The following is a 19,888-nucleotide window of genomic DNA, read 5'->3' on the forward strand; positions in this document are numbered from 1 at the left end:
CCGTCAATCGGAATTAATGGAAAAAAAGCCATGAAATCCGCAGCTTGGGCGTGATTCCATACGATTGGGTTGAGCATGCCCCCTGACCTGGTCGGGTCAGCGGAACCGATTCTTCCATTCACGCATCATTGCGAAAGCCGAAAGCCGGTCCGGCACCGATTCGTGCAGCGCCTCGGTAAGCGCGGCTTGCACCGCCGCATCACCCGCGCGCAGAAAAGGATTGACGGCGCGCTCGTGCGCGATCGTCGTGGGCAGCGTCGGCACGCCGCGCTCGCGCAGCGCCGCCGCCTCGCGGCTCCAGTCGCGCAGATCGGCGTTCCCGGGATCGCAGGCGAGCGCGAAGCGAATGTTCGACAACGTGTATTCGTGTGCGCAATGCACATGGGTATTGCCGGGCAGCGCCGCGAGCGCGTCGAGCGAGTCGAGCATCTGCGCGGGCGTACCCTCGAAGAGGCGGCCGCAGCCGCAGGCAAAGAGCGTGTCGCCGCAGAAGACGTGCGGCGTGCCGGCGGCATCCGCTGCTTGGAAATAGGCAATGTGGCCACGCGTATGGCCCGGCACGTCAATCACCGTCAAGTCGAGCGCGGGCGCACCCAGATGGACGGCGTCGCCACCCTTCACGCGCGTGACGAACGCATCGAGCGGGCCGAGCGCCTCGCCGGCCGGGCCATATACGGGCACGCGAGCGTCGGCGAGCAGGTCCGCCACACCGCCGACATGGTCGTTGTGGTGATGGGTGAGTAAAATAGCGACAAGCCGCCAGCCGCGCTTCGCGAGGTACGCGCGAACCGGAGCGGCGTCGCCCGGATCGACGGCAACGGCATTCTGGCCGTCCGAAACGACCCAGATGTAATTGTCTTCAAAAGCCGGAACCGGTACGTACTCGTAGGCGCACGTATCGCTCGAACGCGCGTACTCAAGCGGACTCTTCATGGGGCGACGTATTCTTCGACATGTCTGACCGATTGATTATAGACTGGCCTGCCTGGACCGCCTCGCCCGCTGGCAGGTATGTGCTCGGCTGGGAGCAGGAGCAGCTCGACCGCGTGGTATCGAACGTGTTCGGCTACCATGCGCTGCAGCTCGGCCTGCCGCAGCTCGACGCCCTGCGCGAGAACCGCATGTCGTGCCGCGGCCTCGTGCTCGACGCCGCCAGTGCTGCAAGCGCCCCCTACTCCGTACCCGGCGTGTCGGCCCATGCGCACCCGAACGGCGGGCAAACGTCGCCCGACGCGGGCGGCGCAACACCAGACCGCACCCCGACTCCGGGCGGCGGCGCGTTGCTTCACGCGCCCGCGGGCCGCAGCACTGTCTGGTGCGACTATCTCGATCTGCCGTTCGAGGCGCAGAGCGTCGACCTCATCGTGATGCCGCACACGCTCGAATTCACGAGCGACCCGCATCGTCTGCTGCGCGAAGCCGAACGTGTGCTGATGCCCGAGGGGCAACTGCTGATCGTCGGGTTCAACTCGCTTTCGCTGTGGGGCGCGCGCCAGTCGGCCGGCAAGCTGACCGGCCATCCGTTCCTGCCCGCGCGGCAGGACCTGATCGCCTTCACGCGCCTGAAAGACTGGATCAAGCTGCTTGGCTTCGAGCTTGAACGCGGGCGCTTCGGCTGCTATCGTCCGCCGCTCGCGACCGACCAGTGGCTCGGCCGCTACGGCTTCATGGAAGCCGCCGGCGACCGCTGGTGGCCGATTTTCGGCGCCATCTATGTGGTGACGGCGATCAAGCGCGTGCGCGGCATGCGCCTCGTCGGCCCACTGAAGGTCAAGAAGCCGGTGCTGGCCGCGAGCCTGAAGCCCGCGGCGACTACCCCTTCCCCAACACGCAACAAGGACTCATGAGCACACCCGACTTCGTCGAAATCTTCACGGACGGCGCCTGCAAGGGCAACCCCGGCCCCGGCGGCTGGGGCGCGCTGCTGCGCTTCGGCGCGCAGGAAAAGGAACTGTTCGGCGGCGAGGCCGGCACGACCAACAACCGCATGGAGCTGATGGCGGTGATCGCCGCACTCGACGCGCTCAAGCGCCCGTGCAAGGTGATCGTGCACACCGACTCGCAGTACGTGCAAAAAGGCATCAGCGAGTGGATTCACGGCTGGAAGAAGAAGAACTGGATGACGGCCGCCAAAACGCCGGTCAAGAACGACGACCTCTGGAAGCGTCTGGACTCGCTCGTCGGCCAGCACGAGATCGAGTGGCGCTGGGTGAAGGGCCACTCCGGCCACCCGGAGAACGAGCGCGCCGACGCGCTCGCGAACCGCGGCGTCGCCACGCTCGCCGAACTCTGAGACCGCTGCTTTGCAGGACCGCTTCGCGGCTGCCCCACGCTTTCACGCTTTACAAGACATGCGCCAGATCATTCTCGATACTGAAACCACCGGCCTGAACGCCCGCACGGGCGATCGCATCATCGAAATCGGCTGCGTCGAGCTGGTGAACCGCCGGCTTACGGGCAACAACCTGCACTTCTACGTGAACCCGGAGCGCGACAGCGACCCGGGCGCACTCGCCGTGCACGGCCTCACGACCGAGTTTCTCTCCGACAAGCCGAAGTTCGCCGAAGTCGCGGACGAGATCCTCGACTTCATTCGCGAAGCGGACATCATCATCCACAACGCGCCGTTCGACATCGGCTTTCTCGACGCCGAACTCGCGCTGCTCGGCAAGCCGGGGTTCAAGGAGCACTGCGGCGAAGTGATCGACACGCTCGTGCAGGCCAAGCAGATCTTCCCCGGCAAGCGCAACTCGCTCGACGCTCTGTGCGATCGTTTCGGCATCAGCAACGCGCACCGCACCCTGCACGGCGCGCTGCTCGACTCGGAACTGCTCGCCGAGGTGTACCTCGCGATGACGCGCGGCCAGGAAAGCCTCGTCATCGACATGCTGGGCGAGCACGCCGCGCCCGGTGCGGCCGCCGCGCCGCGCATCCAGCTCGAGTCGATCGATCTGCCGGTGATCATGGCGAGCGACGAAGAAATCGCCGAACACAACGCCGTGCTCGATGGTCTCGACAAGGCGATCAAAGGGACGTCAGTGTGGCGCACCGAGCCGGCTCCCACCGAAGCCAATGCGGCCGATGCGCAAAATGCTTAAAAAAGGGCTTTACAAGATCGAAAACACCCTGCATAATCTCAATCTCTTCGGGTGGTTAGCTCAGCGGTAGAGCACTGCCTTCACACGGCAGGGGTCACTGGTTCGATCCCAGTACTACCCACCAGAATTCCTGGTGTTGGTAACGACAAACACCGAAGAATAAAAGGCCTCGTTGCGAAAGCAACGAGGCCTTTTGCTTTGGGATTCGACTTTGCGCGAAATGTCCGGTCGGCGCGTTCCACTGTAAGCAATCCGAATCAAACAATCGAAGGCGATCGCGCGCGCCCTACTCGCCGCCGGTATCGAGACCGATGCCGCGCGCCATGCCCGTGGCCGCGAACACCATCACGACGAGCAAAAGCGTCTGCCATCTGCCGATGCGTGCGTATTTCGGCGCGCCGGTGAGATCCGGCACGTCGCCGCGCCGCGCCGCGAGGCGCCAGCGCAGCAGCGCCATCATGGGTGCGATTTCGAGCAGAAGGATCAGCACGAGCGCAGCCATCTTCACGAGAAAGAGCGGTTCATGGATGTAGTACTCAGCGCCCTTCTCGAAACCGCCGAATGCACGCATGGCGCCAGTCACGATCAGGACGACCGCGGAGCCGCCCCAGCCGTTGTCGGCGCTGAAGATCATCGGCAGGTCTTCGGTGGATGTACAGCGGCGCAGGCCGCGCGTGCGCCGCAGGATCGAAGCGAGCGCGAAGCCGAAGGCGAGCAGATGAACGGCGGCGAGCAACCAGCGTATCAGCATTGCAACTCCTTCCGGTGGACGACAGGAACGGCAAGCAATGGTAAAGCGGCTCGAGCGCAGACGTCGCGCAATGCGTCCGGGCTGCCGGTCGTCAGACCTGCTTGAGCGCGGCGTCGAGGGCGCGTGCAGCCGTGCGGTCGCCTTCGGAGGCGAGCCCTACGCGAAACACAGTCTGACGGTTGTGGCCCGCCGCAGCGGGCGAATCCCAGAGCAATTCGATCTTTGCGCGGCGCGCGGGCTTACCCGCAGGCGCCGCAGCAGAGGGGGCCGATGCCGCCCGCTGCGCAGCGGGGGCGCCCGGCTCGGGCGTGGCCGCAGACTGGCCGGCCCCCAGCGCTGCAATGGAATCCCCGGAATCCGCGGAATCCGCAGCGGCAACCAGTTCGGCAACGCCAGCCGCGGGCGCGGGATCGTCGGTCTGCACCGGCGCGGGCAAGCGCGCGGGTGCGGACGCAACCGCCTCGCCCTGCGGCGCACCGGAGAGCCAGCGCACCGACAGCTCGCGGGCATCGTACTGACCGACCTTGCGGCTCTCCTGCCAGACGACCGTCGTGCGCGTCGCAGCATCGATCGAAACGGCGAAGCGGCCGATCGCGAAGCGCCGCGCCGCGAAGTTGCTGCGCCAGAGCGCGCGCGGGCGGCAGATCCAGGCCACGGCGGCATAGAGCGCGGGCGCGGCAACGAGCCAGCCGTTGGTGTCGGCCACGGCGTGGAAGGTGCGCCGCCAGCCGGCGGTCCACACGAACACGCCGATCGAGCCGATCGCGAACAAAAAGCCGAGCACGCCGAAAAAGCGCAGCGCCTGGCGCAGCCACTGCGGCAGCGGGTGAAACGGCCGCTCGACGCGCGCCCTGGCGCCCGGCAGCACGATCAGCAGAAACAGGAAGATGAGATTCAGGCTCGCCGCCGGCGACGACGCCATGCCTTCCAGCGCGGCGACGAAGTTCATTTGCGCCATGGAGTGCAGCCAGCGCGCGAGGATCACGAGCCCGATCGCGCGCAGCGCGAAAAGCGTCCCGGCACCGGGTACGGTGGCCGTGGGCGTCGGTCGGGTTCTGGCCAAGGGTATTCTCCTCTGTCGACCAGAGTTGACGCTTCAGCGTCTTACTCTGGTCCCATGCATAGCTGTCGACCAGAGTTGACGCTTCAGCGTCTTACTCCGGTCCCATGCAAAGCTGTCGACCAGAGTTCGCGCTTTGGCACGTTACTCTGGTCCCATGCAAAGCACGCTTTCGTGGGCGCCGCGGATTTTACGGCACGGCCATTATAGGGACATTGAGCGTGCGCCTCACCCACCGCCGCCGCAAATGTGACAACGCCCCGGTGCATTGCACCGGGGCGTTGGGGAACAGCGGGAAAACCGGCGCGCCGCAGCGCGTCCGTTTTCAGTACATACCTTAGCCGGCGTTGACTTCGCGCAGCACGGTGCGTTGCTTCTGGCGCAGCAGTTCTTCGTACACGGCCACGTAGTTGCGTGCCATTACCTTCGACGAGAAGCGTGCCTCGAACGCGGCGCGCACTTTCTCGCGCGGCAGCGTCGACAGACGCTTGACCGCCGCGACTGCGCTGATTTCGTCTTCCACGACGAAGCCCGACACGCTGTTCTCGATGACTTCCGGCACCGAACCGCGCTTGAACGCGATGACCGGCGTACCGCAGGCCATGGCTTCGATCATGACGAGGCCGAAGGGCTCCGGCCAGTCGATCGGGAACACCAGGGCACGCGCATTGCCGAGGAACTCGCGCTTTTCGTGCTCGCCGATTTCGCCGATGTACTCGACATGCGGCAACGCCATCAGCGGCTTGATGACTTCTTCGTAATAGGCGCGGTCGGCCTTGTCGATCTTGGCGGCGACCTTGAGCTTCATGCCCGCCTGGCCGGCGATGCGAATCGCGCGGTCAAGGCCCTTCTCCGGCGAGACGCGGCCGAGGAATGCGAGGTAGCCGGGCTCGACGTTCGGAATCGGCGTGAGCACGTCTTCCGGCAGGCCGTGGTACACGGTCTGCTGCCAGTTGGCTTGCTGCAGCGGAATGCGCTGGTTGTCCGAGATCGAAACTACCGGCACGTCGTTGAACGCGCTGAACACCGGCTGCAGTTCCGGCAGGTCCAGACGGCCGTGCATGGTCGTGACGAACGGCACCGGCTGGCGCTGGAACAGCGAGAACGGGTAGTAGTCGATGTGGAAGTGCAGCACGTCGAACTCGTCCGCGCGGCGGCGAACTTCTTCGAGCAGCAGCATGTGTGGAGCCATCACGTCGCGAATCGTGGGGTCGAGGCGCAGTGCCTGCGGCCAGAACGCTTCGAGCTTTGCCGAGGTGATCGAATCGCCGCTGGCGAACAGCGTGACATCGTGGCCCTGCTCGACCAGTGCTTCGGTCAGGTAGGAGACCACCCGTTCCGTGCCGCCGTACAGCTTGGGAGGAACCGCCTCGTGCAACGGAGCGATTTGAGCGATTCGCATAGTGGTGAACTCCTTCCTCGTAATAAATCGGGCAATAGACTGCAAATTTGACAATCGACCTATGCAGGCTGCGGCATCCTTGTCGCCACGTGCCTTACAGGCGTTCCGTACCGCTAACCGCGCCGGAAATCCGGACACAGACCCGACGCAGTTGTGAAGCGGCAAGAGAGCGCACACGCGGCGGTTCAGGCGGTAAACGCGCAGGGTTCGCGGCCGTTGACACAGAAGCTGTCAAATTCCCTACGCCGTCCGAGTCGGCATTATCCCGGTCCAGGGTAAATACCGGCTAGATCATTTCAAAGTCTTTACGTTGTTACAAACCGGAAACACTCCGCAACCCATTGTTTTCCAAGAGAGTTCTAGATTGGGTGTTGCGCTGCGGGAAACAACTGCGCGTGATTGTCGCGGCAACGGTGCGCATCAATCAATCCCGCTCGTTTCCTGGTTCGCAAGCGGCACGCAGCGCGTTGCGGGCAAGCACAGCGCTTTTCCGGATGCAATCGGTAATTCTATCTCTAAAACCCTTATCTCTAAAACGGTCCGGGATTCCTGTTGAACCTCCGCTGCAACAACGTGTCCCCAATCTGTATCCCGCGCTATCGTGTCGCGATATGATGCGCGTCCGCCGGGCACAGGCGGTGCGCCAGGCGCATGGGGTGTTTACAATGCGGTAAGTCCGCCTTCGTTGCCGCGCGCCCGAAGCCCTTCGTCGCCTCAGCGCCAGCTACCTTCCTTTGAACTTGCACGGACGAAATTCCGTCAGACCGACCACCCGATCAATTGGAACATCTGACCATCGCACAGCGTAACGCCCACAACGCAAAGCTCGCGAGCTATGCGCGGCGCCCGCTCGCGTTCCTTTTCCGCTACATCAAGCGCCATCCGTTCGCCCACACCGTCGTGCTCGCCAGCGTGTTCGCGGCCGTCGGCTGCGCGCTTGCCTCGCAGTACGCCATCAAGCATCTGATCGACGTGCTCGGAACGGGACGGCATCATCCGGGCCCGCTGTGGACCGCGTTCGCCATCCTCGTCGGCCTGATCGCCGCCGACAACCTGCTCTGGCGGGTCGGCGGCTGGTTCGCGGCGCACACCTTCGTCACCGTGACGGGCGACCTGCGGCGCGACCTCTTCCAGTACCTGAGCGGACACTCGCCCACTTACTACGCCGAAAAGCAGCCCGGCACGCTCGCCAGCCGCATCACCGCGACGTCGAACGCCGTCTACACGGCCGAGAACACCACTGCCTGGAACGTGCTGCCGCCCTGTATCGCCGTGGCCGGCGCGATCGTCATGATCATTGTCGTGAATCCGCTGATGGCGGCCGGCCTGTTGCTCTGCTCGGCGATCCTTTCGGTGATCCTCTTCAAGCTGGCCGGGCGCGGCTCGTCGCGCCACCACACCTTCGCCTCGAAAGCGGCCGCGGTGGATGGCGAGCTCGTCGACGTGATCGGCAACATGGCGCTCGTGCGCGCCTTCGGCATGACGTTCCGCGAGCAAAAGCGCTTCGGCTCGACAGTCAAGGCCGAACTCGACGCGCGCCGCTCGAGCCTGCTCTACCTCGAAAAGCTGCGTCTGCTGCACGCCGTGATCACGGCCATGCTGTCCGCCGGCCTGCTCGGCTGGGCGCTGTGGCTCTGGGATCAGGGCAAGGCGACGTCGGGCGACATCGTGCTGGTCAGCTCGCTCGGCTTCACGATCCTGCACGGCACGCGCGACCTGGCCGTGGCGCTCGTGGACGTGACCCAGCACGTGGCACGCCTCGCCGAGGCCGTGCAGACGCTGCTGGAGCCGCACGGCATGCCCGACCGCGACGACGCCAAGGAGCTCGTGGCCCAGGGCGGCCGCGTCGATTTCGAGGGCGTGACCTTCGCGTATCCGCACCGCAAGGCGATCCTCGACCATTTCGACCTGCGCATCGAGGCCGGCCAGCGCGTGGGCCTGATCGGCAAATCGGGCGCGGGCAAGACCACGGTGCTCGCACTGCTGCAGCACTTCTACGACGCCCAGGGCGGCGCCATCAAGATCGACGGCCAGAACATCGCGCAGGTCACCCAGGACAGCCTGCGCCACGCCATCGCGCTCGTGCCGCAGGACATCTCGCTGCTGCACCGCTCGATCTACGAAAACATCGCCTATGGGCGCCCCGAGGCGAGCCGCGAGGAAGTGCTCGCCGCGGCCCGCGAAGCGCGCTGCGCCGAATTCATCGAGGCGATGCCCGAGGGCTACGACACGATCGTGGGCGACCGCGGCGTGAAGCTGTCGGGCGGCCAGCGCCAGCGTATCGCGATCGCGCGCGCCATTCTCAAGAATTCGCCGATCCTGCTGCTCGACGAAGCCACCTCGGCGCTCGACAGCGCGTCCGAAGAGGCCATCCAGCAGGCGCTCGACCGGCTGATGGTGGGCCGCACGGTGATCGCGATCGCGCACCGCCTCTCCACGCTCAACAACTTCGACCGCATCATCGTGATGAGCGCAGGCAAGGTGATCGACGACGGCAGTCCGGAAGAACTGCGCAACCGTCCGGGCCTCTACCGCGATCTCCTCGCCAAGCAGTACGGCAAGCAGTCCACGCTGCATCTGGGCAGCAAGAAGGCAGACGAAAAGCACGTGGCCTGACATCGGGCAGGCGGGCGTCTCGCCCGCTGGGCCTTGCCCCAGCGCCCAGGCGCAAAAAAACCGCTTCAGTGCATTGACTGAAGCGGTTTTTTATTTGCTCTCGCGTGGGTGCGCGAGGCGCGGGTGCTCAGCCCTGCGCCCGCTCGAGCGGCGGAACGCTCACCCCTTGCCGCACGCTGACCCGGCCGAGATCGCGCATGAAGCGGTCGCGCCAGACCGAGACATTGTTCTCGCGCAACTGGGCCATCATGTCCTGATAGCGCGCGAGGCGCTCGGCAAGCGGCATGGCAAGCGCGGTACCCAGCGCATCGGCCATGCCGTCGATATCGAGCGGATTGACGATCAGCGCGCCCGACAGCTCCTGCGCCGCGCCGGCGAAACGCGAGAGCACGAGCACGCCCGGATCCTCGGGATCCTGCGCCGACACGTATTCCTTGGCGACGAGGTTCATGCCGTCGCGCAGCGGCGTGACGTAGCCGACGTTCGACGCCCGGAACAGCGCGGCCAGCACCGCCCGTTCGTATTGGCGGTGGATGTACCAGATCGGCGTCCAGTCGAGTTCCGCGTAACGGCCGTTGATGCGCCCCGACTCCGCCTCGAGGCGCAGCCGGATGTCCTGATACGCGTGCAGGTCGGCGCGCGTGGGCGGCGCGATCTGCACGAACGAGACCTTGTTGCGCTGTGCGGGCACGTGGTCGAGCAGGCGTTCGAAGGCGCGAAAGCGCTCTACTAGCCCCTTCGAGTAGTCGAGCCGGTCCACGCTCATGATGACCTTGCGCCCATGCAGCGTGGACTTGAGCGTGCGCACCGGCTTGCCGCGCTCGCCGGCCTTGGCGAGTTCCGCGATCTCATCGGGATAGACGCCGATCGGGTAATCGCCCGCGCAGAGCGTCTGCCCGAACGCTTCGATGCGCGTGAGGCCGTCCGGCTGCATCGCCGTCGTGCCTCCCGCCTCGTTCACGATGTAGTCGCAGAAGGCGCGCAGATCGGGCTTGGTCTGGAAGCCGAGCAGGTCGAACGCACACAGCGCCTGAACCAGCTCGCGATGCGGCGGCACCGCCAGCAGCACCTGCGAGGCCGGAAACGGAATGTGCAGGAAGAAGCCGATCCGGTTCTTCACGCCGCCCGCGCGCAGCGCCTGGGCGAACGGAATGAGGTGATAGTCGTGGACCCAGATCACGTCGTCTTCGCGCAGCAGCGGCACGAGCTGCTGCGCGAGCCACGCGTTCACGCGACTATAGCCCTCGTACTCGTGGCGGTCGTACTGGACGAGATCGGCGCGGTAGTGGAACGCGGGCCAGAGCGTCGCGTTCGAGAAACCGCGGTAGTACTGGTCATAGTCGCGCCGCAACAGGCCAATGGTGGCGAAGGTCACGGGCCCGCGCTCTTCGAGCGCGATCTGCGGCTGGCCGGAGGTGAGCACGTCCCCGCTCCAGCCGAACCACATGCCACCGGTTTCCTTGAGCGCGTCGTACACGCCCACCGCGAGGCCGCCCGCGGCCGGACCGCCTTCGGAAATCGGCGCGACGCGGTTCGACACGATGATCAATCGGCTCATGAGGGGCGGGGTCCATGCAGGAAATCAGGAAGGCGTGGCGCTTGCGAGGCGAGGCCTCGGCTCGGGCAAGTCAGGCGATCTACGTGGGCAATGAAGCGAGGCATGCGCGCGGTCACCGGGCGCCCGGCATGGCCGCAACGAGCGATGCGAGCCAGCCGATCAGCGCGTCGACCGAGTCGACGCGCGTCTGCGCGATGGAGTCGCCGCCGCCGACCTTGATCGACAGCCCGCCCAGCGCGTTGACGACGGTGAAGCCCTTCTCGTCGGTCAGGTCGTCACCGGCGAATACCGGGCGGCGCCCCGCGAACGGCGGCTCGTCGAGGAACGCGCGCAGCGCACGGCCCTTGTCGACGTCCTTCGGCTTGATTTCGTAGACCATCTTGCCGGGCTGCAGCACGTAGGCGTCGGCGTAATCGGCGGCGAGGCGCTCGGTCGAGGCGCGCGCGGTGCCCTCGTGCTCCGGGGCGTTGCGGTAGTGCAGCGCGAGCGACGCGCCCTTGATCTCGAGCAGCATGCCCGCATGCGTGCGCACCACCTCCGCGAGCACCTGCTCCATGTGCAGCAAGCGCTCATCGTTGAAGCCGACACGCTGCGTGTCGCCGTTGGCGTCGCGCCGCTCGGCGCCGTGCAGGCCCGCCACGGGCAGATCGGGCATGCCGAGAAAACCGTCGATGCTCTCGATGCCGCGCCCGGAGACGATCGCCACCGCGCCGTGCGTCGCGCGGCGCAACTCGCGCAGCAGCCCGAGCATGTCCGGACGGACGAGCACGCCATCGGGCGTGGGCGCGAGATCGACGAGGGTGCCGTCGAAATCGAAGAAAAATGCCGTCTGTTCAGGCGGCAGGACTGCCGGAAGTGCTTGCATTGCGTTCTTTTCACCCATCGGCCTGCTGGCCGGGTATGGCCCCGGGCTGCGCCCAGGGAAAGTGTGCGAATCTTACCGCGCCTTGGATCGATTATCGAGAAAGTAAGGGGCTGACCGCCTGTGCAGGCATCCCGGACTCGAAGATGCGGCATATCGACGCGAGCGATCCGCAGAACCGGGGCGCTCGCGACCGCGCGGAACCAATTTTGCTACAGTCGCAGCGACAAGCCGAGCCCGGTCGTCTGAGCAAGCGCGGCCAACGTAATCCAATCGAGTCGACGAGATTGCCTTTGTTCCCCACCTTCGAGTCCACGCTGCGCACGTTCCGCGCCCTCCTGTGCGGCGGCCTCCACGGCAGCACGCGCAACCTGCGGCACTCGGCGGTGGCGGCTGGCGCAGTGCTGCTCGTGGCGTGCTCGCACCCGGGCGAACCGTGGCAGCTCACGAACGTGAGCGGCCATCTGCCCGACCTCGACTTCGCGCTCACGGCCGACAACGGCCAGCGCGTGACGGGCGCCAGTTTTCGCGGCGACACGACGCTCGTCTACTTCGGCTACACGCATTGCCCGGACGTCTGTCCGGAAACCATGGCGCGCCTGATGCAGGTCATAGCAAAGCTCGGCCCCGATGCCGGCAAAGTGCGGATACTCTTCATCAGCGTCGATCCGGCGCGCGACACCCCGCAGGCACTGCACACCTATGTCGGCGCGTTCGACGCCCAGCATGCGCGCGGCCTGACCGGCACCGACGCCCAGATCGAGTCGCTCGCGCGGCGCTACCGCGTGGCCTACCAGATGGAAAAGCGCGACCCCGACGGCAGCTACGAAGTCACGCACAGTTCGGCCGTCTATGTGTTCGACGCGCAAGGTCATGCGCGCCTGCTCGCCACCGACCACGACTCTCCGGACGCGATCGCGCATGACCTGCGCCGCGTCATAAACGACACGGCGTGAACGCATGCCGCCTCGCCGGTCCAATCATCGGGTTTTGACGCAACAGCAATCGCAACAGGAAACGTTATGACGAAGAATCTCAAGTCACTCACCGTCTCGCTCGGCTGCGCGCTGAGCACCTTCGGTGCGCTCGCCGCCTTCGCGCCCGCCGCACACGCCGCCGCCGGCACGCTGAGCGCGCAGGACGCATGGGTGCGCTGGCTGCCCAACGACCTCCCGGCCGCGGGCTACGTGACGCTAAAGAACGATGGCGACCAGCCGGTCGACCTCGTGGGTGTATCGAGCGACGCTTACGGCATGGTCATGCTGCATCAGACGGTCTCGAATGGCTCGACGCAGAAGATGGTCATGGTGCATAAGGCGACGGTGCCCGCACACGGCACGCTCGCGATCGCGCCGGGCGGCTACCACCTGATGCTGGAGAAGGCGAAGCACAAGGTCGCGCCGGGCGACACGGTGAACGTGAAGCTGCAGTTCTCGGACGGCGAAACGCTCGACACGCCGTTCGCAGTCAAGCCGCCCTCGGGACAGTAAGGCCGCAGCAATACCACCGCGCGCACCCAAGATTGGTTGCGCGCGCAAGCATGTTGAATCCGCGATGAAGCCGACGCCATGCTCGCGATGACCCTGCTCTACTGGCTCCAGCCCTGGGAGCCCTCGCCGACCGTGATGATCAGCACGCTGCTCGCGGCGGTGCTGTTCGTGCGCGGCAAGCGGCACGCGCGGGTCTCGCTCGCACGCCAGATCTCGTTCTGGCTCGGGCTTGGCGCGCTCTACGTCGTGCTGCATACGCGGCTCGACTACTACTTCGAGCACGAGTTCTTCATGCATCGCGCGCAGCACCTGGTGCTGCACCATCTGGGGCCGTTCTTCATCGCGCTCGCCTACCCGGGCGCGGCGCTGCGCGCGGGCATTCCGTTCAGATGGCGGCAGCGCTTCGTGCGCCCCGCGCTCGCCGCACAGCCCGTGCGCGTGGCGCTCGACATCGTCATGCATCCCGTCGTCGCGGTCGGGCTCTTCGTCGGGCTCATCTACTTCTGGCTCTTTTCGCCGATTCATTTCATCGCGATGCTCGACTGGCGTCTCTACCGCGTCATGAACTGGAGCATGGTGATCGACGGGCTGTTGTTCTGGTGGCTCGTGCTCGATTCGCGCCCCGCGCCGCCCGCGCGCCTCTCGCCGGGCAAGCGTGTGCTCGTCGTGATCGCGGCGATTCCGCCGCAGATCGTGCTCGGCGCGTTCATCTTCTTCACGCCGCATGAGCTTTACCAGGTCTACTCGATCTGCGGCCGCGCGTTCACCTGGCTGTCGCCCACGCGCGACCAGCAGATCGGCGGGCTGCTGCTGTGGATTCCGGGGTCGATGATGAGCGTGGTCGGCGCGCTGGTCGCGCTGCGCCACTGGATGCGGCTATCCGCGCGTGGACGCTTGCAGCGGGACCGGCGGCCCGGCATGCGTCCGGCGGACGGCGAGCGTCAGGAGGAAGGGCGCACCCTACGCACGTAAAGCACTTGAGTGCCGACGTAAGGTGCGATCGACGTCGAATCAGGCCGAGCGCATCCACACGTGCGCAATGCCGTCCTCGTCGTGAATCTCGCCAACGGGTGAGAAGCCGAACGCACCGTAGAACTTCTGCAGGTGCGCCTGGGCATGCAGACGCATCGCGACGTCCGGCCATTGACGCTCGATCTGCGCGATGGCGCGTTCGAGCAGCGCGTTGCCGAGCTTGATGCCGCGGTGGTTTTGCGACGTCACCACGCGGCCGATGCGCACGTCGGCGTCCTGCGCGTCAGGCAGCAGCACGCGCAGATAGCCCGCAAGCTCGCGCACGCCGCCCTGCTCGCTCCATGCGAACAGATGCCACGCGCCGAAGTCGAGACCGTCGATATCGCCATACACGCAGTTCTGCTCGACGACGAACGCGTCGGAGCGCAGCTTGAGCATGGCGTAGACTTCGCGCGCGTCGAGCGCATCAAAGGCTTTCCACTGCCAGTCGAATTGGGGCAGCGGCAAGGCGGTGGACTGCACGGTCATGGTTGGTGATTTCCATCAAAGCATCGTCAATGACCACGATTATGCCGCGCGCCGCGCGCGTCACAAACCCGCCACTGCGCAGCGCTCACTTTCGCCGGCGCGGTTGCTCGTATTTGCGCCAGTACTGGAATGGCTCCTCGTGCAGATCGATGTCGAGATCGACGATGCGCGCCTGCATGCTCTCCTGCGCGTCGGCAACGGCCTTGTTGTAGACCGCCGGCGCGATCTCTTCGAGAAAGAAGCCCAGCAGCGCGCCCGCCGCGACGTTGCCGATCGGCTCTTCCATGTTGGCGTCGAAATAGCGCTGGATGGAGGCGATCGCTTCGGTGCGCGCGTCTTCGGGGAGTTCGATGGACATGACGGGAAACCGGAGAGGAAGGGTTCCGGCTATTTTGCGCTACCTACGTTAGCGCATCGCTAAAAGCGCAGGAAAACGGGCGCAAAAAACAAAAGCCACCCGAAGGTGGCTTTTGTTTTGCATCTGGAGGCGCGAGCCGGAGTCGAACCGGCCTACACGGCTTTGCAGGCCGCTGCATAACCGCTTTGCTATCGCGCCAGAAGCGGACTGACCGGGATGAGGCAAACAGAAGGCAGACTGCGTGCGCCCACAACGACCGGACAGATTTGTTTGATGGCTTGATACGCTGCTCAAAGCCTGCCAAACAAAAAGGGAAGCGCTGCTTCCCCTTGGCATTTGGAGCGGGAGACGAGTCTCGAACTCGCGACCTCAACCTTGGCAAGGTTGCGCTCTACCAACTGAGCTACTCCCGCAAATGTCCTGCTTTACTGCGACTTTTGCTGCTTCGGCGCCGCGTTTTTTCCTACCGCAAAAAAACGCGTCACCCTAAATTCTGGAGCGGGAGACGAGGCTCGAACTCGCGACCTCAACCTTGGCAAGGTTGCGCTCTACCAACTGAGCTACTCCCGCATATTTGCTTCAGACTTTGCTTAACCACCGCTTATCTTCGGCTATCTCCACCGCATTTGCTTGCTTGCTACTGTGTCGTGCAGCGGAGAAGTGAGATTATGTATAACCCGCAGAATCGTGTCAACCCCTTCGCATGATCTTTTTGGAAAAAGACACGAGGGATTCACAGCGTAGAGGTTACAAACTCCCCCGTTCGCGGATCTGGGGCCACGCGAGCTTCATGTAGTAGAGCATCGACCAGATCGTGAGGAACGCTGCCACGTAGATGAGCCACGCCCCCCACACGCGGGAGTCGAACAGCGTCAGGCCGCCGAGCGTGAGCGGCGCGTAAAACAGCAGCATGGGAATCGCAACCATCTGGCACGCGGTCTTGAACTTGCCGAGCGAATTCACGGCCACGCTCTTCGACGCGCCGATCTGCGCCATCCACTCGCGCAGCGCCGAGATGGCGATCTCGCGTCCGACGATCACGAGCGCGATCACGGCGTCGAGCCGCTGCAGATGCACGAGCACGAGCAGCGCCGCGGTCACCATGAGCTTGTCCGCGACGGGGTCGAGAAAGGCGCCGAACGAGGAGGTCTGATTCCACTTGCGCGCGAGAAAACCGTCGAACCAGTCGGTGAGCGCCGCCAGCACGAAGAGCAGCATCGCCAGCACGTTCTGCTGCATCGGGGAAAGCATCGTCTGCGGCAGATAAAACACGCCAACCACGAGCGGAATCGCCAGGATCCGCAGCCAGGTCAGGAGAATCGGAATATTGAACGGCATCGGCTGGCGCTATCTGTCGGGGGAGATGCAATTATGGGAGATGCAATTGTGCCGCGTCGCCGCACGTGCCACAAGCAACCGTAAGGAAAGGCCCAACCGGACCTGGCCAACGACGCCGCCGCATCAGTGAAGCTGCTGGTAGATCTGCTCGGCGAGCGAGCGCGAGATGCCCTCCACGCTCGCCAGATCCTCCACGCTCGCCGCCATCACGCCGCGCAGGCCGCCAAAGCGCGCGAGCAGGCGCTGGCGACGCTTCGCCCCCACGCCCTCCAGTTCTTCGAGACGCGAAGTCTGGCGCGTTTTGCCGCGCTTCGCGCGCATGCCCGTGATGGCAAAGCGGTGCGCCTCGTCGCGGATCTGCGCGACGAGCATGAGCGCCGCGCTCTCCTTGCCGAGTTCGAGCGGCGCGCGGCCATCGGCGAATACGAGCGTTTCGAGGCCGACCTTGCGTCCCTCGCCCTTTGCCACGCCCACCAGCATCGCCGGATCGAGACCCAATTCGGTGAACACCTGGCGCGCGATCTCGACCTGCCCCTTGCCGCCGTCAATCAGCACGATGTTGGGCAGCGTGCCGCCGGGCGGCGGGGCTTCGACTGCCTCGGTGGCCTCGGTGGCCTCCACGGCTTGCGCCGCTGCATCCGGGTCGGCGGGATCAGGCACCGGCACGGGCGGTGGAGGCGCCTCGTCGGCTTCGGCGCGCGCCGCTTGCGCGACCATCTTCTCGTAGCGCCGCGTGAGCACCTGGCGCATGGCGGCGTAGTCATCGCCGGGCGTGATGCCGGTGATGTTGTAGCGCCGGTATTCGGCCGACTGCATCTTGTGGTGGTGATACACCACGCATGAGGCCTGGGTCGCCTCGCCCATCGTGTGACTGATGTCGAAGCACTCGATGCGCAGATGCGCGAGATCGTCCAGTTCGAGCCCGAGCAGTTGCGCGAGCGTGCGCGTGCGGGCCTGCTGCGAGCCCTGCTCGGAAAGCAGTCGCGCGAGCGCGAGCCGCGCGTTCTGTTCGGCCATGGCAAGCCATGCACGCTTCTGGCCTTGCGGCTGACGCAGCACCGTGACCTTGTGCCCCGCCTGCTCGCTCAGCACGTCCACGAGTTCGCGGTTCGCGGGCGGATGGCTCACGACCAGCACGGGCGGCACGCGATTGCCGAAGTAATGCTGCGCGATGAAGGCGTCGAGCACTTCGGATTCGATGCCGATCTCGCGCGTCCTGCGCGCATCCGCCTGCGCCTCGAGCGCGGGCGTGGCAGGTTCGGCATCGCTTGCCACGTCGTCATCATCGGCAAGCTCGGCCGCGATGGCGAGCGGATCCGCTTCAAGCGCTGCGTCGTCTTGTGCGTCGTCCGCTTGTGCTTCCTCGACGTAGTCCTCCACCGTCTTGCGCGCGAGCGTTGGCAGCGACTTCAGCGCGCTCGCCGCGACCACGGTCTCGCTGTCGATTTCCTCCGCGACGCCGCCCTCCTCGTCGGTCAGCGCGCGCTCCACGTGCGCGGGGAAATAGGCCTTGTCGCCCAGATGCCGGCCGCCGCGCACCATCGCGAGATTCACGCAAACGCGGCCGCCCAGCGCCACCACGGCAAGAATATCGACGTCGCTCTCGCTGCCCGTTTCGATGGCCTGCTGGTGCAGCACGGTCGAAAGCGAACTCATCTGGTTGCGCACGGACGCCGCCTGCTCGAACTTAAGCTCCGAGGCGAACGCGTGCATCTTCGTCTCCAGCTCCTTCATCACCTCGTTCTGGCGGCCCAGCAAAAAGCGCGATGCGTTGTTCACGTCGCGCGCGTAGTCCTCTTCGCTGACGGCACCCACGCAAGGCGCCGTGCAGCGCCCGATCTGATGCAGCAGGCAAGGCCGCGTGCGATTGTTGAACACCGAGTCCTCGCAGGTGCGCAACTGGAATACGCGCTGCAGGATCTGGATGCTCTCGCGCACCGCCGAGGCGCTCGGAAACGGCCCGAAGTACTGGTTGCTGCGATCCACCGCGCCGCGGTAGTACGCCATGCGCGGGAACTTGTGCCCGGTGATCTTGAGAAACGGATACGACTTGTCGTCGCGAAAAAGGATGTTGTAGCGCGGCGTGAGCGCCTTGATGAGGTTGTTCTCGAGCAGCAGCGCCTCGGCCTCGGAACGCGTGACCGTGGTTTCGATGCGCGCGATACGCGTGATCATCATCGCGATGCGCGGCGAAAGCTGCGTCTTGGTGAAGTAGCTCGACACACGCTTTTTCAGGTCGCGCGCCTTGCCGACGTAGAGGACCGCGCCTTGCGCGTCGTAGTAGCGATACACGCCCGGCAGATGCGGCAACTGCGCGAGCGCCTTTTTCGGGTCGAAAACGTCGGTGTCGGTCATCCAGTTTCGGGGACGGGCGGTGCGTCGAGAGAGAGGTGAGACCTGGCCCAGCGCCGCCGTCGCGACGCGTTCATGGCTGTGTCCTAGAATCGCAAGTTTAGATCATTCCATGCTGCGCGGAACCTGCGCCGAACTTGCCGGCCGGGCGTTCTGCGCCCGCTTGCGGCATGGCGGTCTTGATTCTCAGCGTCGCACGCTACCCATGACAGAAGCCCCCACACCCACCGCCGCCAGCGCCAGCACCATCGCCTGCGACCTCTTTTGCGCCGTCGTCGACAATTTCGGCGACATCGGCGTGTGCTGGCGGCTCGCGCGCCAGCTCGCGCACGAGCACGGCTGGCAGGTGCGCCTGTTCGTCGACGACCTGCACGCGTTCCAGAAGCTCTGCCCCGCGCTCGACCCGGACCGCGCCACGCAAGCGGTCGAAGGCGTACTCGTCGAGCACTGGCACGAGCCCGAGCACGCGGGTGACACGCTGCAGATCGCCGATGTCGTGATCGAGGCGTTCGCGTGCGAGCTGCCGGGCGTCTACGTCGCGGCGATGGCCGAGCGCGCGCGCAAGCCCGTCTGGCTCAATCTCGAATACTTGAGCGCCGAAGACTGGGTGGCCGACTTTCATCTGCGGCCCTCGCCGCACCCGCGCTACGCGCTTGCCAAGCACTTTTTCTTTCCCGGCCTCGGCCCCGGCACGGGGGGCGTACTCAAGGAGCGCACGCTCGATGCCGGGCGCGCGGACTTCGAGCGCTCGCCCGACAAGCGCGCCGCATGGTGGCAGCGCGCCACGGGCGGCCCGCCGCCCGGCCCGGAAGCGACCGTGATCTCGCTTTTCGCCTATGAGAACCCCGCCGTCGACCCGCTGCTCGAGCAATGGCGCGACGGCGCGAAACCGGTGGTCCTGCTCGTGCCGGAGGGCCGCATCTCTGGCGCGCTCGCGCGCTTTTTCGGCGAGCCGGCGTTCGGCGCAGGCTCGCAGGCCACGCGCGGCGCGCTGCGCGCGCACGCATTGGCTTTCACCGAGCAGCGCAGTTACGACCCTCTGCTCTGGGCGAGCGACCTCAACTTCGTGCGCGGCGAGGACTCGTTCGTGCGCGCGCAATGGGCCGCGCGACCGTTCGTGTGGCACATCTATCCGCAAGCCGACGATGCCCATCTGCCGAAGCTCGACGCCGCGCTCGCGCACTACGGCCGCACGCTGCCGAAGGCGCCGCGTGCCGCACTCGAACGCTTCTGGCATGCGTGGAATGGCCGCGGCACGCCGGACTGGGCCGATTTTGCACAGCATTTGCCCCTCTACGCGGCGCGCGCGAACGCCTGGGCCGTCGAACTCGGGCAGGTTGGCGATCTCGCCGGAAATCTCGCCGAATTCGCAAAAAGTCAGTTAAAATAACCGGTTATCCGACGGCAGCCGTCTCAAGCGCTTCGAGTTTCGCGCCCTCATCGTGCATGCATGAAAGAGGGTCGCAGCAACTACACCAGCAGTATCAACCGAATCCGCTTGCG

At 65.5% G+C, this 19,888-nt stretch carries 18 protein-coding genes and 4 tRNA genes; 9 read left to right on the forward strand and 13 right to left on the reverse strand.

What is annotated here, in order from left to right; genetic code table 11:
* Positions 1–96 precede the first annotated feature (96 nt).
* Entirely contained in the window at positions 97–933 is an 837-nt protein-coding gene (gloB, locus tag M3I56_RS16550) for a hydroxyacylglutathione hydrolase (RefSeq protein ID WP_254354912.1), read from the reverse strand.
* Between the two features lie 20 nt (positions 934–953).
* Here gloB and M3I56_RS16555 point away from each other — a divergent pair, with 20 nt between their 5' ends.
* The 4 genes from M3I56_RS16555 (at position 954) to M3I56_RS16570 (ending at position 3,222) form a co-directional block, all read left to right on the forward strand.
* Positions 954–1,847, forward strand: coding sequence for a class I SAM-dependent methyltransferase (locus M3I56_RS16555; RefSeq protein WP_254354913.1), 894 nt, complete (start codon positions 954–956; stop codon positions 1,845–1,847).
* The gene (gene rnhA / locus M3I56_RS16560) at positions 1,844–2,293 is read left to right on the forward strand and encodes a ribonuclease HI (RefSeq protein ID WP_028206655.1); all 450 of its coding nucleotides are present in this window, start codon (positions 1,844–1,846) and stop codon (positions 2,291–2,293) included. Before M3I56_RS16555 ends, rnhA begins: the two co-directional genes overlap by 4 nt.
* 58 nt (positions 2,294–2,351) lie before the next feature.
* Entirely contained in the window at positions 2,352–3,098 is a 747-nt protein-coding gene (gene dnaQ, locus M3I56_RS16565) for a DNA polymerase III subunit epsilon (RefSeq protein WP_254354914.1), read from the forward strand.
* A gap of 49 nt (positions 3,099–3,147) precedes the next feature.
* A tRNA-Val gene (locus M3I56_RS16570) sits at positions 3,148–3,222 on the forward strand.
* A gap of 162 nt (positions 3,223–3,384) precedes the next feature.
* On the opposite strand, the gene M3I56_RS16575 is transcribed toward M3I56_RS16570, so the two are convergent.
* From M3I56_RS16575 to M3I56_RS16585, 3 genes are all read right to left on the reverse strand, one after another.
* Positions 3,385–3,849, reverse strand: a complete 465-nt coding sequence (locus tag M3I56_RS16575; protein WP_254354915.1) for a DUF2214 family protein — start codon at positions 3,847–3,849, stop codon at positions 3,385–3,387.
* Positions 3,850–3,940: 91 nt separating this feature from the next.
* Entirely contained in the window at positions 3,941–4,912 is a 972-nt protein-coding gene (locus tag M3I56_RS16580; protein WP_254354916.1) for a hypothetical protein, read from the reverse strand.
* Between the two features lie 334 nt (positions 4,913–5,246).
* Complete coding sequence (locus M3I56_RS16585; protein ID WP_254354917.1) at positions 5,247–6,311, reverse strand: glycosyltransferase family 4 protein; 1,065 nt, start codon at positions 6,309–6,311, stop codon at positions 5,247–5,249.
* Between the two features lie 780 nt (positions 6,312–7,091).
* Between M3I56_RS16585 and M3I56_RS16590 the strand changes: the two genes are divergently transcribed.
* On the forward strand, positions 7,092–8,927 hold the full coding sequence (locus tag M3I56_RS16590; protein ID WP_254354918.1) for an ABC transporter ATP-binding protein: 1,836 nt from the start codon (positions 7,092–7,094) through the stop codon (positions 8,925–8,927).
* A gap of 127 nt (positions 8,928–9,054) precedes the next feature.
* Here M3I56_RS16590 and otsA read toward each other — a convergent pair whose 3' ends face one another.
* Both otsA and otsB read right to left on the reverse strand, forming a co-directional pair.
* Complete coding sequence (gene otsA, locus M3I56_RS16595; RefSeq protein ID WP_254354919.1) at positions 9,055–10,485, reverse strand: alpha,alpha-trehalose-phosphate synthase (UDP-forming); 1,431 nt, start codon at positions 10,483–10,485, stop codon at positions 9,055–9,057.
* A gap of 112 nt (positions 10,486–10,597) precedes the next feature.
* Positions 10,598–11,350, reverse strand: a complete 753-nt coding sequence (otsB, locus tag M3I56_RS16600; protein ID WP_254354920.1) for a trehalose-phosphatase — start codon at positions 11,348–11,350, stop codon at positions 10,598–10,600.
* A 368-nt stretch (positions 11,351–11,718) separates the two neighbouring features.
* On the opposite strand from otsB, the gene M3I56_RS16605 reads away from it, so the two are divergent.
* From M3I56_RS16605 to M3I56_RS16615, 3 genes are all read left to right on the forward strand, one after another.
* The gene (locus M3I56_RS16605) at positions 11,719–12,303 is read left to right on the forward strand and encodes an SCO family protein (RefSeq protein ID WP_302056875.1); all 585 of its coding nucleotides are present in this window, start codon (positions 11,719–11,721) and stop codon (positions 12,301–12,303) included.
* 66 nt (positions 12,304–12,369) lie between these two features.
* Positions 12,370–12,837 (forward strand): copper chaperone PCu(A)C, encoded by a 468-nt coding sequence (locus M3I56_RS16610; protein ID WP_254354921.1) that lies wholly within the window; start codon positions 12,370–12,372, stop codon positions 12,835–12,837.
* Between the two features lie 87 nt (positions 12,838–12,924).
* Positions 12,925–13,809: a cytochrome c oxidase assembly protein gene (locus M3I56_RS16615; protein WP_254354972.1), complete on the forward strand. Its 885-nt coding sequence runs from the start codon at positions 12,925–12,927 to the stop codon at positions 13,807–13,809.
* Positions 13,810–13,848: 39 nt separating this feature from the next.
* Here the strand turns inward: M3I56_RS16615 and M3I56_RS16620 are convergent, their stop codons facing one another.
* From M3I56_RS16620 to uvrC, 7 genes are all read right to left on the reverse strand, one after another.
* A complete protein-coding gene (locus M3I56_RS16620; RefSeq protein WP_254354922.1) occupies positions 13,849–14,337 on the reverse strand; it encodes a GNAT family N-acetyltransferase in 489 nt (162 codons plus the stop codon).
* Positions 14,338–14,422: 85 nt separating this feature from the next.
* The gene (locus tag M3I56_RS16625) at positions 14,423–14,695 is read right to left on the reverse strand and encodes a DUF2164 domain-containing protein (RefSeq protein WP_028206666.1); all 273 of its coding nucleotides are present in this window, start codon (positions 14,693–14,695) and stop codon (positions 14,423–14,425) included.
* A gap of 124 nt (positions 14,696–14,819) precedes the next feature.
* Positions 14,820–14,893 (reverse strand) — tRNA-Cys (locus tag M3I56_RS16630).
* A gap of 139 nt (positions 14,894–15,032) precedes the next feature.
* A tRNA-Gly gene (locus tag M3I56_RS16635) sits at positions 15,033–15,108 on the reverse strand.
* An 81-nt stretch (positions 15,109–15,189) separates the two neighbouring features.
* Positions 15,190–15,265 (reverse strand) — tRNA-Gly (locus M3I56_RS16640).
* A gap of 177 nt (positions 15,266–15,442) precedes the next feature.
* Complete coding sequence (gene pgsA, locus M3I56_RS16645; protein ID WP_254354923.1) at positions 15,443–16,033, reverse strand: CDP-diacylglycerol--glycerol-3-phosphate 3-phosphatidyltransferase; 591 nt, start codon at positions 16,031–16,033, stop codon at positions 15,443–15,445.
* A 123-nt stretch (positions 16,034–16,156) separates the two neighbouring features.
* On the reverse strand, positions 16,157–18,388 hold the full coding sequence (uvrC, locus tag M3I56_RS16650) for an excinuclease ABC subunit UvrC (protein WP_254354924.1): 2,232 nt from the start codon (positions 18,386–18,388) through the stop codon (positions 16,157–16,159).
* A gap of 202 nt (positions 18,389–18,590) precedes the next feature.
* Between uvrC and earP the strand changes: the two genes are divergently transcribed.
* Positions 18,591–19,775, forward strand: a complete 1,185-nt coding sequence (gene earP, locus M3I56_RS16655) for an elongation factor P maturation arginine rhamnosyltransferase EarP (protein WP_254354925.1) — start codon at positions 18,591–18,593, stop codon at positions 19,773–19,775.
* The last annotated feature ends 113 nt before the right edge of the window (positions 19,776–19,888 follow it).

This window comes from Paraburkholderia sp. CNPSo 3281 (assembly GCF_024206515.1).
Classification (GTDB): domain Bacteria; phylum Pseudomonadota; class Gammaproteobacteria; order Burkholderiales; family Burkholderiaceae; genus Paraburkholderia; species Paraburkholderia nodosa.

Bases quoted from the DNA above. Each gene is read 5' to 3' on its own strand.
- gloB (WP_254354912.1), bottom strand. From the start codon at position 933: ATGAAGAGTCCGCTTGAGTACGCGCGTTCGAGCGATACGTGCGCCTAC.
- M3I56_RS16555 (WP_254354913.1), top strand. From the start codon at position 954: ATGTCTGACCGATTGATTATAGACTGGCCTGCCTGGACCGCCTCGCCC.
- rnhA (WP_028206655.1), top strand. From the start codon at position 1,844: ATGAGCACACCCGACTTCGTCGAAATCTTCACGGACGGCGCCTGCAAG.
- dnaQ (WP_254354914.1), top strand. From the start codon at position 2,352: ATGCGCCAGATCATTCTCGATACTGAAACCACCGGCCTGAACGCCCGC.
- M3I56_RS16575 (WP_254354915.1), bottom strand. From the start codon at position 3,849: ATGCTGATACGCTGGTTGCTCGCCGCCGTTCATCTGCTCGCCTTCGGC.
- M3I56_RS16585 (WP_254354917.1), bottom strand. From the start codon at position 6,311: ATGCGAATCGCTCAAATCGCTCCGTTGCACGAGGCGGTTCCTCCCAAG.
- otsA (WP_254354919.1), bottom strand. From the start codon at position 10,485: ATGAGCCGATTGATCATCGTGTCGAACCGCGTCGCGCCGATTTCCGAA.
- otsB (WP_254354920.1), bottom strand. From the start codon at position 11,350: ATGCAAGCACTTCCGGCAGTCCTGCCGCCTGAACAGACGGCATTTTTC.
- M3I56_RS16610 (WP_254354921.1), top strand. From the start codon at position 12,370: ATGACGAAGAATCTCAAGTCACTCACCGTCTCGCTCGGCTGCGCGCTG.
- M3I56_RS16615 (WP_254354972.1), top strand. From the start codon at position 12,925: ATGACCCTGCTCTACTGGCTCCAGCCCTGGGAGCCCTCGCCGACCGTG.
- M3I56_RS16620 (WP_254354922.1), bottom strand. From the start codon at position 14,337: ATGACCGTGCAGTCCACCGCCTTGCCGCTGCCCCAATTCGACTGGCAG.
- M3I56_RS16625 (WP_028206666.1), bottom strand. From the start codon at position 14,695: ATGTCCATCGAACTCCCCGAAGACGCGCGCACCGAAGCGATCGCCTCC.
- pgsA (WP_254354923.1), bottom strand. From the start codon at position 16,033: ATGCCGTTCAATATTCCGATTCTCCTGACCTGGCTGCGGATCCTGGCG.
- uvrC (WP_254354924.1), bottom strand. From the start codon at position 18,388: ATGACCGACACCGACGTTTTCGACCCGAAAAAGGCGCTCGCGCAGTTG.
- earP (WP_254354925.1), top strand. From the start codon at position 18,591: ATGACAGAAGCCCCCACACCCACCGCCGCCAGCGCCAGCACCATCGCC.